Here is an 11,585-nt window from a genome sequence, read left to right as displayed (position 1 = left end):
CCCCGCTGCTTCGCAGCGACCCTCCCCACAAGGGGGAGGGTAAGCGGGGGCTAGCCCGCAGCCCTGGCGGGCTCATCCTGCTGAAACGCGGCCAGCGCCGCCTTGAGCCCTTCGGGACCCATGGCCACCGTTTCCGGCGTCGGCGAGAAGCCGGCGCCGAGCATCTTGCGGCCAAGCATGTGGTCGCCGGGACGGTTGACCGATTCGATACCGAGCAGCCGGTCGCCGGCATAGTGGTAGATCGAGAATTTGTTGTCGGGCAGGTCGCCCAGCACGACATGGCTGTCGCCGCCGGCGGTCAGGCCGACCATCTGCAATTTCATGTCGCCGATGTCAGACCAGAACCATGGCACCGCCGAATAGGCGTCGGTGTGGCCCGATATCGTGCGCGCGGCAAGCCGCGCCTGGTCGGTGGCATTCTGCACCGATTCCAGCCGCACGTCGCCGCCGGTGAGCCAGTGACGGTAAGAGGCAGCATCGCCAATAGCGAGAATCTCCGGCATCGACGTGCGCATCTGATGATCGACGCGAATGCCGTTGGCGATGCTGAGGCCGGCCGCCTGCGCCAGTTCGACATTCGGCACGGCACCAATGCCGACGATGACCATGCGCGCCGGCAGCCTTTCGCCTGATGAGGTGATGGCAGCCGTGACATGACCGTTTTCGCCATCGAGCCTGGCGATCGAGGTGCCGGTGAGGATGCGCACGCCTGTCGCCTCCAGCCGTTGCCGGACGTGGCTCGCCACGACCGGCGCCACGGCGCGGCCGAGCAGCCGGTCCACGGCCTCCACCACTGTCACCGTGCGACCGGCGGCCCTCAACGTGGCTGCGATCTCCAGCCCGATGAAACCGCCGCCGAGGATGACGACTTCGTCGCTTTGCGCGCTGAGGTCGCGGATCAGCCGCGCATCGGCCAGCGAGCGCAGCGACAGCACACCGGACAGGTCGGCACCGGGCAGCGGCAGCGTGCGCGGGCGCGAGCCTGTCGCCAGGATCAGGTGGTCAAAGGCCAGCGCACCACCGCCGGCAATATCCAAACTGCGGCGTCCGGCATCGATCCGATCGATCCTGACGCCAGGCCGGTAATCGATGGCGCTGCCGGTGTAAAAGGCCTCGCCGCGCAAGGGTTGCGGCTTGGCCTCGGCATCCTTGATGAAAGTCTTCGACAGCGGCGGCTTGTGATAGGGAAGTTCGTCCTCATCCCCGACGAGGATCACCGGCCCGTCATAGCCGTCTTCGCGCAGACTGGCGGCCGCTTGCACGCCCGCATGACCCGCGCCGACAATGACCACACCGTTCTTCATCGCATTCCAATCCCACTTCTATCCTAGGATGTCTCGCCAAGTGGCAATTGTCTGGTGCCGCCGCAAGAGAGCTTTTGCGGGTCGCACCCGGAATGGCGGCTGTCAATCGTACAGTTCAGTGGCAAGACCGGTGCAGAAGATGCATAAAGTTGACAGTCGTAGTTTAGAATAATTCTAAACTGTTGTTTCAATTGACTTTTCCTACGGATTGTCATTGACATCCGCCGATGTCGCAGCTTTATGGAGGCTCGCGCGTCAGCGCATCCCTTTAATGTCTGGGCCTTGAACCCTTTCGATTGGAGGCATTTGGTGTCTTTCTTCCGCGAACCGCGCGATGGCGCGGCATCTCTTGCGCCCAATGGCCCACAGATGGCCTGGCGCCGGTTGTTGCGCGCGCCGTTTACAGAATTTCCGAGAAACTGGAGAGTGATTATGACAGCACGATATGGCAGCAGGCTTGCGGCGATCGGCGCCACTGCCCTGCTGACGGCGGCGGTATTCGTGTTGCCGGCAAAGGCGGAAACCGATGCAAAGGCGGTCATCAAGACCTATTCCGACATCGCACTCGCCAAATACGAGGATTCGCTGACCACCGCGCAGGCGCTCGACAAGGCGGTCGACGCGCTGCTCGCCGCGCCATCGGTGGAAACCCTCAACGCTGCCCGTGACGCCTGGAAGGCATCGCGCGTTCCCTACCAGCAGACCGAGGTCTACCGCTTCGGCAACAAGAGCGTCGACGACTGGGAAGGCAAGGTGAACTCCTGGCCGCTGGATGAAGGCTTGATCGACTACGTTGCCAAGAGCTACGGCACCGAATCGGACGCGAACGCGCTCTACACGGCCAATGTGATCGCCAACAAGGAGATCGAGATCAACGGCAAGAAGGTCGATGCATCGAAGCTTTCGCCGGAGTTCCTCTCCGGCACACTGCAGGGAGCCGGCGGCATCGAGGCCAATGTCGCCACCGGCTACCACGCCATCGAATTCCTGCTCTGGGGCCAGGACCTGCATGGCACCGGCCCGGGTGCCGGCGAGCGCCCCTATACCGACTACGACCTCAAGAACTGCACCGGCGGCAATTGCGATCGCCGCGCCGAGTATCTGAAATCGGCCAGCGACCTTCTGGTTTCGGATATTCAGGAGATGGTCGGCAACTGGAAGGAAGACGGCGCCGCCCGCAAGGCTCTCGTCGATGGCGAGCCGAACACGGCGATCTCGACCATCTTCACCGGCATGGGCTCGCTGTCCTACGGCGAACTGGCCGGCGAGCGCATGAAGCTCGGCCTGCTGCTGCATGATCCGGAAGAGGAGCACGATTGCTTCTCCGACAACACCTACAATTCGCATCTCTACGACGCCATCGGCATTCGCGCGGCCTATCGTGCGAGCTACACGCGTCTCGACGGCACCGTCGTTTCGGGTCCCTCGGTGGCCGATATGGTGAAGGCGGCCGATCCGGCGATCGACAAGGAACTGTCTGACAAGCTCGATCTCACCGTCGCCAAGATGGAGGCGATCAAGGCGCGTGCACTGGCCGGCGAGGCCTATGACCAGCAGATCGCCGAGGGCAACGTTGAGGGCAACGCCACCGTGCAGGCGGCGATCGATGCGCTGGTCGATCAGACCAAGTCGATTGAGCGCGCCGTCGGCTCCCTGAAGCTCAGCACCATCGCCTTCGAAGGGTCCGACAGCCTCGACGCGCCGGACAAGGTGTTCAATTAAGGGCCGAAAGACAGGAGACTGATCCGGAGCCGGACAACCGGCTCTGGAACGGCCTCCGCTAGAAAATCAAGCCACACGGCGCGGGAGACGCCGTCAGCCAGCCGAGCAAGCCAATGCTGATTTGTCATTGCAATATCATCACCGAGAAGGAGATCGAGCAGACGATCGTCGCGCTGCTGGACCAGGATCCCTGGCAGCTGATCGTGCCGGCGAAGATCTATCATGCCATGCAAAAGCGCGGTCGCTGTTGCGGCTGCTTCCCAAATGTGGTGGAAACGATCATTCGGGTCACCGAAAATTACCACGCCCGCTCGGAGGCGAGCGGCGTGGATGTCGTTTCACACCTGGATCGCGTCAGAGGCCTGCGCGTCCAATACGGGAGCAGAATTCATGAAAGGCGATCCGCAGATCATCGAGCGGCTTAACGAGGCTCTTTTTCTGGAGCTTGGGGCCGTCAATCAGTACTGGGTGCATTTCCGTCTGCTTGAGGACTGGGGATACGCCAAGCTGGCAAAGAAGGAGCGGGCGGAATCGATCGAGGAGATGCACCATGCCGACAAGCTCGTCGCCCGTATCATCTTCCTCGAAGGCCATCCGAACCTGCAGTCCGTGGCGCCACTGCGCATCGGGCAGAACGTCAAGGAAGTGCTCGAATCCGATCTTGCCGGCGAATATGACGCACGTACCGCCTACAAGCGGTCGCGCGAAATCTGCAACGACGCCGGCGACTACGTGACGATGAAGCTGTTCGAGGAATTGCTCGCCGACGAGGAGGGTCACATCGACTTTCTCGAGACGCAGCTCGACCTGCTTGCCTCGATCGGCGAGGAAAAATACGGCCAGCTCAACGCCGCATCGGCGGACGAGGCGGAGTAAGGGCATGCGGGAATGCGGCGCCTGCTAGAATTCGTGCGCCGCTCGCGGCGGGCCAATGGCTCGCCGCTCCTTCGCAAGACGCCGGCCGGATTGGCGCGTCGGCGCTATGTCGTGCTCGTGTTGGCGCTTGCCTCCTCGGCGATGGCCGGTGATCTTCAGCCTGCCGGGCTCGCCACCACGCGCACCGACCTCAATGCGAAGGACCAGGCGCGCGTCATCGCCGTCACGAGGCCGACCGCGGATTTTTCCAGGCCAGAGCAGTTCGAACTGATGCAAGGTGGCGCCGGCACGTCCCGGAAGGACGTCAGCCGCGATTCCTTCTCGCAATCCTCGGCCAACATCACCTTCGAGGAAGAGGGCGACTTCAAACTCGGCAATGCCCTTTTCCGCAAGAACTGGGTCTCGTCGCCATCCTCGACGCAGGCGTCGGACGGGCTCGGCCCGCTGTTCAACGAACGTGCCTGCCAGAACTGCCATCTGAAGGATGGCCGCGGCCGCCCGCCGCAAGGCGACGTCGGCACCACGTCGATGTTCCTGCGGCTGGCCCGTGACGCCAGCAGCGCGGAAGAGAAGGCGGCGCTTGCCGACCACGAGGTGCTCAACTTCCCCGACCCGGTCTACGGCAGGCAATTGCAGGAGCTCGCCGTACCCGGCCTGCCCGGTGAAGGCAGGATGCATGTCGACTACCAAGAACGTAAGGTAGAGCTGACGGACCGCACTGTGATCTCCTTGCGCAAGCCGAGCTATTCGGTTGACGGCCTTGGCTACGGGCCGCTTGACCCACGCACCACGCTGTCGCCGCGCCTGACCCCGCCGATGATCGGCTTGGGCCTGATCGAACAGATCGCGCCGGCTGATATTCTCGCCCACGCCGATCCGGACGACAGGGACCGCGACGGCATTTCCGGCAGGCCGAACATCGTGCGCGATAGCCTGAACGGAAAACTGACGCTTGGCCGTTTCGGCTGGAAGGCACAGACCGCGTCGATCCGCCAGCAGGCGGCGGACGCCTTTGCCGGCGACATCGGCATCTCGACGCCCGAAGAGCCGAAGCATTGGGGCGATTGCACTGCTGCGGAGGCAAAATGCCTCGACATGCCGAACGGCGTGCAGCAGCGTCTTGGCCCGATCGAGGCGCCGCCGCCGGTGATGGATCTCGTCACCTTCTATTCGCAGAACCTGGCCGTGCCGCCGCGCCGCGACCTCGACCGGCCCGACGTGCTCGCGGGCAAAAAAACATTCTACGAGATCGGCTGCATTGCCTGCCACACGCCGAAATTCGTCACGCGCCGCGATACGCCCAACAAGGCGCAGGCGTTCCAGTTGATCTGGCCTTATTCCGACTTCCTGCTGCACGACATGGGGCCAGATCTGGCCGATGGCCAGGCTGTGGGAGATGCGACGGGCAATGAATGGCGCACGCCGCCGCTGTGGGGCATCGGCCTGACCGGGACGGTCAACGGCAATTCCTTCTTCCTGCATGACGGGCGCGCGCGCAGCCTGACCGAGGCGATCCTGTGGCATGGCGGCGAGGCGCAGAAAGCGCGCGACCGCTTTGCCGCCGCCAGTGCGACTGAGCGTGATGCGCTGCTCAAATTCCTGGAGTCACTGTGATGTTCAAGCGTTCTGCATTGTTTCTCGTTCTTGCGCTGGCATTGCTGGGCGTTGCCCCTGCGTCTGCGGCGGTCAAAGCCTCCGATATCATCCAGCGCGCGATCGATGGCTTCGTCCGCCCGGCCTATGCCGGCCTGCACGAGCATGCGGAAGCCTTGACCGGATCCATGCGCAAGCTGTGCGTCACGCCCTCGCAAGGAAAACTCGATGCCGCACGCGCCGAATTCTCCGCCACCGTCTATGCCTGGTCGTTAGCCGAAATCATCGGCTTCGGACCGATCAAGGAGAACAACCGGCTGGAGCGCATGCTGTTCTGGCCGGATCGCAAGAGCATCGGCCTGAAACAGGTACAGGCGGCGCTGTCCGACAAGGATCCGACCGCGACCGATCCGGCACAACTGGCCGGCAAGAGCGTTGCCATGCAGGGGCTGGGCGCGCTCGAATTCGTTCTTTACGGCGACGGCGCCGATGCACTTGCCGGCAAGGATGATCCCTACCGCTGCGCCTATGGCACTGCCGTTGCCGGCAACATCGAAACCATGGCCGGCGAGGTCAGCGCCGCCTGGAACAAGCCGGACGGCTTTGCCGCGCTTTGGGCCAATCCGGGGGCGCAGAACCCGCTCTACCGCGACGGCAACGAAGCGGTGACGGAACTGGTCGGCGTCTTCATCAACGAACTGGAAATGGTCCGCGACGTGCGCCTGAAAGGGTTTTTCGGCGGCAAGCCGGATGCGGACAAGCCGAAACAGGCAATCTATTGGCGCTCGCAAAACACCACCGCGTCACTGGCCGGCAATCTCTCCGGCATCGATACGCTGTTCCAGGCCTCGAAACTTGGCGATGCTCTGCCGGCCGATGCGCGCTGGATGGCCGAGTCGATCCACATCCAGCTGGTCAACGGTGTCGCCACCGCCAAGGCGGTCAGCGGTCCAATCGACAAGGCGCTTGCCGATCCGGCGCTTCGTGACAAGCTCGATCATTTCGCGCTGATCACCTCCAGCCTGTCGGCCTTGATCGGCACGAGGTTGACCGCCGAATTCGGACTGACCGCAGGCTTCTCTTCGCTGGATGGGGACTGAATTGAAAACCCCTCTGATAGATCGCCGCGATTTCCTGAGAGCTGCAGGCGTTGGCTTCATGGCGACGATGACGCCCTCGGCCTGGGCAACCACGCTTGTGGCCGACGCCGTCTTCGCCACGGCTTTCGTCAAACGCGACGGCAGCTTTGGCGCTGCCGTCCTGTCCGAGGCCGGCAAGGTCCTGCATGCGATCGAACTGCCCGATCGCGGCCACGATGTCACCTTCGATCCCATATCGAAACGCTCGGTGGTCTTCGCGCGTCAGCCCGGCACCTTCGCCGTGGTTTTCGATCACTCGGGCCGTGACGCGCCGCTGACCATCGCCAGCATCGCCGGCCGGCATTTCTTCGGCCATGGCGTGTTCTCGGCCGACGGTGCGCTGCTCTATGCCACCGAAAACGACTTCGACAACGCCGCCGGCGTCGTCGGCGTCTACGATGCGCGGGCCAAATTCAGCCGTGTCGGCGAATTCCCGACCTATGGCATGGGTCCGCACGAGCTTCTGCTCCTGGGCGATGGCAGGACGATCGCGGTTGCCAATGGCGGCATCGAGACCCATCCGGATTACGGCCGCGCCGAGCTCAACATTGCAACCATGAAGCCGTCCTATGTGCTGATAGACCGCGTCACCGGCGATCTTATCGAGAAGCACGAATTGCCGGCCGCACTGCATCAGCTGTCGATCCGCCATATGGACACCGATCGGTCCGGAAGCGTCTGGTTCGGCTGCCAGTACAGGGGGCCGGGCACCGATCGACCGTTGCTGGTCGGTCGCGCCGCGCGCGGCAAGGAGCTGCAGTTGCTGGACATGCCGCAGGACGTTTTGTCCGGCTTCCGCAACTACATAGGCTCGGTAGCCGCCAATCGGGCTGCCGGAACCGTCGCCGTTTCCTCGCCGGAAGGCAACTCGCTCGTCGTGATCGATGCGGCCAGCGGCCGGGTCGTTGCGAACAGCGCATTGGTCGAGGTCTGCGGCGTGGCGCCCGATGGAACCGGCTTCATGGCCACCACCGGCGCCGGCGAGATCATCGAGGGCAGCGGCGCGACACGCTCCGAACCGGACTATGTCTGGGACAACCACATGCTGCGTATCGAACAGGCCGCATAGGCTACAAGCGAAGCCGCTTAACGAATTATGCACTATCCCCTTGCGGTGGCGGGCCGTGGCGGGCACAGGGAATTGTTTTTCGAACCGGTTGCCTCATGAAATTGCTTGCCATCGACTGTGCCGCCAACCTCTGCGCCGCTTGCGTCTATGACGCGACGGCGAAGCAGGAGCTTGGCCATCAGGTGCTCGATCTCGGCAAGGGCCATGCCGAGCAACTGATGGCGGTCATCGCCGAAGCGCTGGAGGCAAGCGCAACCGACTATGCAGGTCTTGGCGCCATCGCCGTCTCTGTCGGCCCCGGTTCTTTCACCGGTCTGCGCGTCGGCGTCTCGACCGCGCGTGGCCTGGCGCTGGCGCTGAAGATACCGGCGATAGGGGTGACGACACTGGAGGCGCTGGCCGCCGAAGCAGCAGCGGCATTTCCCGATCGCGCCGTGCTGGCGGCGCTCGATGCCGGCCGTGAAGAGATCCACGCGGCCTTTTACGACGAAAGGTTAGTCTTGACTTACGGTCCGGCCGCGGCCACGCTGGCTGACGTGGTGACTATGGCGAAGGAAACGTCTCCGGTGCTTGCCGGCACCGCGGCAGCGCTCATCAGCGCATCGGCCGGGCGCGAATTTGATGTCGGCCCTCGGACAGCCACCGCCGACATTGTCACCTACGCCCGCCTGGCTGCCGCCAAGGGCGCGGGCGAACGGCCGAAACCACTCTATATGCGCGGCGCCGACGCCAAGCCGCAGGCTGGCTTTATTCTATCAAGGCAAGAAAGATAAATGCGCATACCTTTTCTCCAACCACGCCGCCGGGACTACGCGCTCGAGCCGCTGAGGATCGCCGACAGTCCGGCGGTCTCGCTGCTGCATCGCGAGGACTTTGTCCGCCCCTGGACCGATGGCGAATTCGCCGCCCTGCTCGAACAGGACACCGTGTTCGGCTATGCCGCGCGCGAAACCGGACAGGGCTCCAAGCCGCCCGTCGGCTTCGTGCTGGCGAGGCTTGCGGCAGGCGAGGGCGAGATCCTGACCGTCGCGGTGGCGCGATCGCATCGTCGCCAGGGGCTGGGCTGGCAATTGATGGACGCGGTGTTGCGCGAACTGCACGCGCAGCGCGCCGAAGCGCTGTTCCTCGAGGTCGACGAGACCAATGTCGCGGCGATCGCGCTTTATCGTCGGCTGGGCTTCCGCGAGGTCGGCAAGCGGCCGAATTACTACAGATCGGCCGAACACGGACCGACCGGCGCGCTTGTCATGCGCCGCGATCTTCGCTAGCGAGACGGCCGGGATGGGGCGATGATCAAGAAAATCAGGATTTTCCTGGCGCTGGGCCTCGTTGTCGCCGGTTCGTTGGTCCTCGTGCCGCTACAGATCTTGTCGATGAAGACTGGCTGGTGGCCGGAAACCTTCATCCTCAAGGTCTGGCACAGGCTGATCGTCAGGGCGCTCGGCATGCGCATCCATGTCAAGGGAGCGCTGTCCGACAAGCGCCCGCTGCTGGTTGCGTCCAATCACATCTCCTGGACCGACATCATGGTGCTCGGCTCTTTTGCCGACGTAAAGTTCATCGCCAGGGCGGATATGGAAGGCTGGCCGCTGATCGGCATGCTGTCGAAGCTGCAGCGCACCGTTTTCATCGAGCGCGAGCGCAAGCGTTCGTCGGGCGACCAGGCAAGCGAGATTGCCAGCCGCATGGCCAAGGGCGATGCGATGGTGCTGTTTGCCGAGGGCTCGACCGGCGACGGCAATATGGTCCTGCCGTTCAAGAGCACGCTGTTCGGCGCCGCCTCGATGGCGATTTCCGAAGGCGCGGCGGAACAGGTGTTCATCCAGCCGGTGGCGATCGCCTATACGCGTCTGCACGGCGTGCCGCTCGGCCGCCGGCATCGCCCGCTTGCCGCCTGGATCGGCGATGAGGATTTGATGCCGCATCTCAAGGTTCTGCTGGCGGAGGGCGCGCTCGACGTCGAGGTGCATTTCGGCGAGGCAATCGCCTTTTCCAAGGGTTCGAACCGCAAGGAGACGTCGAAACTGATGGAAAGCCAGGTGCGTGAGATGATGCAGGCGGCGCTTGCCGACCCGCGGCCGAGCCGGTAGCTCCGGCACGCTCTTGCTGGCGCGGGCCGAGAATCGTCTGTTTTTTGTCACGGAAAGGCGTTAGAAGCCGCCTTATGGACTTGAACACGATAGAAAGCGACGACATCGGCACTACGGCTGGACAGCCGGCGGTGCTTCCCGCGGCAGCGAGAAAAGTCTTCATCAAGACCTATGGCTGCCAGATGAATGTCTATGATTCACAGCGTATGGCCGATGCGCTGGCTGCCGACGGCTATTCCGCGACCGATGCCATTGGCGAGGCCGACCTGGTGCTGCTGAACACCTGTCATATCAGGGAGAAGGCGGCCGAAAAGGTCTATTCCGAGCTCGGCCGTATCCGCGATATGAAAGCCGAGCGTGCCCTGGCCGGCCGTGAGATGCTGGTCGGCGTCGCCGGCTGCGTGGCGCAGGCCGAAGGCGCCGAGATCATCCGCCGTTCGCCGGCCGTCGACCTGGTCATCGGTCCGCAGACCTATCACCGGCTCCCGGACGTGCTGGCGCGGGTGCGCGGCGGCGAAAAGATCGTCGAGACCGATTACGCCATCGAAGACAAGTTCGAGCACCTGCCGCAGCCCAAGCGGGCCGAGGTCATCAAGCGCGGCGTCACCGCCTTCCTCACCGTGCAGGAAGGCTGCGACAAGTTCTGCACCTTCTGCGTTGTGCCCTATACAAGGGGCTCCGAGGTCTCCCGGCCGGTGGCGCAGATTGTCGCGGAGGCTGAGCGCCTGGCCGAAGCCGGCGTGCGCGAAGTGACGCTGCTCGGCCAGAACGTCAATGCCTGGCATGGCCAGGGCGGGAGCGGTCAGGAGTGGGGGCTTGGCCGCCTGCTGTTCAGGCTGGCCGAAATCCCCGGGCTGGCGCGTTTGCGCTACACCACCAGCCACCCGCGCGACATGGATGACGAACTGATAGCGGCCCATCGCGATCTGCCGGCATTGATGCCCTATCTGCATCTACCGGTGCAATCCGGCTCCGACCGCATCCTCAAGGCGATGAATCGCCGGCACACGGCGAGGGATTATCTGGCGCTGCTCGACCGTATCCGTACCGCGCGGCCTGACATTGCGCTCTCCGGCGACTTCATCGTCGGCTTTCCCGGCGAGACCGAGGCGGATTTCGAGGCGACCATGGAGCTGGTGCGTCAGGTGAATTACGCCTCGGCCTTTTCGTTCAAATATTCGCCGCGCCCCGGCACGCCGGGCGCCGAAATGTCCGATCACGTGCCGGAAACCGTCAAGGACGAGCGCTTGCAGAGACTGCAGGCTCTGCTTGTGAAGCAGCAGCAGGATTTCGGTTTGAGCCTCGTCGGAAGCACCATCGACACGCTGATCGAGAAGCCCGGCCGTCAGGCCGGCCAGAAGGTTGGCCGCTCGCCTTGGCTGCAGCCGGTTATTGTTGATGAAAAGGCCGGCGAAATCGGTGACATTATCCAGGTGCGAATCACGAAGACGGGCTACAACAGCCTGTTCGCCGAATTGGCCTGAGGGTCTCGGCAGATGAGGAGAGACGGTTGAGCGCAGCAGAGCTGAAGAACCTGCCCCCGGTACCGGCATCTGGGGCTTCTGACATGGCGCACATCGTTCTGACTTTCGACAACAACAAGCTTGCCAGCGCCCTTTATGGTCAGTTCGACGAAAACCTCGCCAGGCTGGAGCAGAAGCTTGGCGTCGACATCCGCTCACGCGGCAACCAGCTGACCATCAAGGGTTCGGCGTCGGCCGCCGAGCAGGCGCGCCGCGCCCTGGACAACCTCTACGGCATTCTCCAGAAAGGCGTCGATATCGGCCAGTCC

11 protein-coding genes and 1 pseudogene are annotated in these 11,585 nt (G+C 63.6%); 11 read left to right on the top strand and 1 reads right to left on the bottom strand.

What is annotated here, in order from left to right; genetic code table 11:
• Positions 1-50: 50 nt before the first annotated feature.
• The gene (locus EOB59_RS05345) at positions 51-1,304 is read right to left on the bottom strand and encodes an FAD-dependent oxidoreductase (RefSeq protein ID WP_128287829.1); all 1,254 of its coding nucleotides are present in this window, start codon (positions 1,302-1,304) and stop codon (positions 51-53) included.
• Between the two features lie 432 nt (positions 1,305-1,736).
• Between EOB59_RS05345 and EOB59_RS05340 the strand changes: the two genes are divergently transcribed.
• The 11 genes and pseudogenes from EOB59_RS05340 to EOB59_RS35970 form a co-directional block, all read left to right on the top strand.
• Positions 1,737-3,026: an imelysin family protein gene (locus EOB59_RS05340; RefSeq protein WP_127807970.1), complete on the top strand. Its 1,290-nt coding sequence runs from the start codon at positions 1,737-1,739 to the stop codon at positions 3,024-3,026.
• Positions 3,027-3,139: 113 nt separating this feature from the next.
• Complete coding sequence (locus tag EOB59_RS05335) at positions 3,140-3,451, top strand: (2Fe-2S)-binding protein (protein WP_127395538.1); 312 nt, start codon at positions 3,140-3,142, stop codon at positions 3,449-3,451.
• Positions 3,417-3,902, top strand: a complete 486-nt coding sequence (gene bfr, locus EOB59_RS05330; RefSeq protein ID WP_013527914.1) for a bacterioferritin — start codon at positions 3,417-3,419, stop codon at positions 3,900-3,902. Before EOB59_RS05335 ends, bfr begins: the two co-directional genes overlap by 35 nt.
• 12 nt (positions 3,903-3,914) lie before the next feature.
• Positions 3,915-5,516 carry a di-heme oxidoredictase family protein gene (locus EOB59_RS05325; protein WP_128287828.1) on the top strand — a complete coding sequence of 534 codons (1,602 nt, stop codon included), beginning with the start codon at positions 3,915-3,917 and terminating at the stop codon, positions 5,514-5,516.
• Positions 5,516-6,595 (top strand): imelysin family protein, encoded by a 1,080-nt coding sequence (locus EOB59_RS05320; protein WP_127807968.1) that lies wholly within the window; start codon positions 5,516-5,518, stop codon positions 6,593-6,595. The genes EOB59_RS05325 and EOB59_RS05320 overlap by 1 nt, the downstream gene beginning before the upstream one ends.
• 1 nt (position 6,596) lies before the next feature.
• Positions 6,597-7,703, top strand: coding sequence for a DUF1513 domain-containing protein (locus EOB59_RS05315; protein ID WP_127807967.1), 1,107 nt, complete (start codon positions 6,597-6,599; stop codon positions 7,701-7,703).
• A gap of 95 nt (positions 7,704-7,798) precedes the next feature.
• Positions 7,799-8,476, top strand: coding sequence for a tRNA (adenosine(37)-N6)-threonylcarbamoyltransferase complex dimerization subunit type 1 TsaB (gene tsaB / locus EOB59_RS05310; protein WP_127807966.1), 678 nt, complete (start codon positions 7,799-7,801; stop codon positions 8,474-8,476).
• On the top strand, positions 8,477-8,971 hold the full coding sequence (gene rimI / locus EOB59_RS05305) for a ribosomal protein S18-alanine N-acetyltransferase (RefSeq protein WP_024503455.1): 495 nt from the start codon (positions 8,477-8,479) through the stop codon (positions 8,969-8,971). It begins immediately after the preceding gene.
• A 21-nt stretch (positions 8,972-8,992) separates the two neighbouring features.
• Complete coding sequence (locus tag EOB59_RS05300) at positions 8,993-9,793, top strand: 1-acyl-sn-glycerol-3-phosphate acyltransferase (protein WP_127266949.1); 801 nt, start codon at positions 8,993-8,995, stop codon at positions 9,791-9,793.
• Positions 9,794-9,867: 74 nt separating this feature from the next.
• Positions 9,868-11,277 carry a tRNA (N6-isopentenyl adenosine(37)-C2)-methylthiotransferase MiaB gene (gene miaB / locus EOB59_RS05295; protein WP_127395543.1) on the top strand — a complete coding sequence of 470 codons (1,410 nt, stop codon included), beginning with the start codon at positions 9,868-9,870 and terminating at the stop codon, positions 11,275-11,277.
• Between the two features lie 83 nt (positions 11,278-11,360).
• Positions 11,361-11,585, top strand: a pseudogene (locus tag EOB59_RS35970) (phosphate starvation-inducible protein PhoH); the annotation flags it as partial.

This window comes from Mesorhizobium sp. M7A.F.Ca.MR.176.00.0.0, assembly GCF_004023165.1.
Taxonomy (GTDB): Bacteria; Pseudomonadota; Alphaproteobacteria; order Rhizobiales; family Rhizobiaceae; genus Mesorhizobium.
The sequence above is the reverse complement of the archived record's forward strand: the minus strand, read 5'-3'. Positions and strand labels throughout refer to the sequence as shown.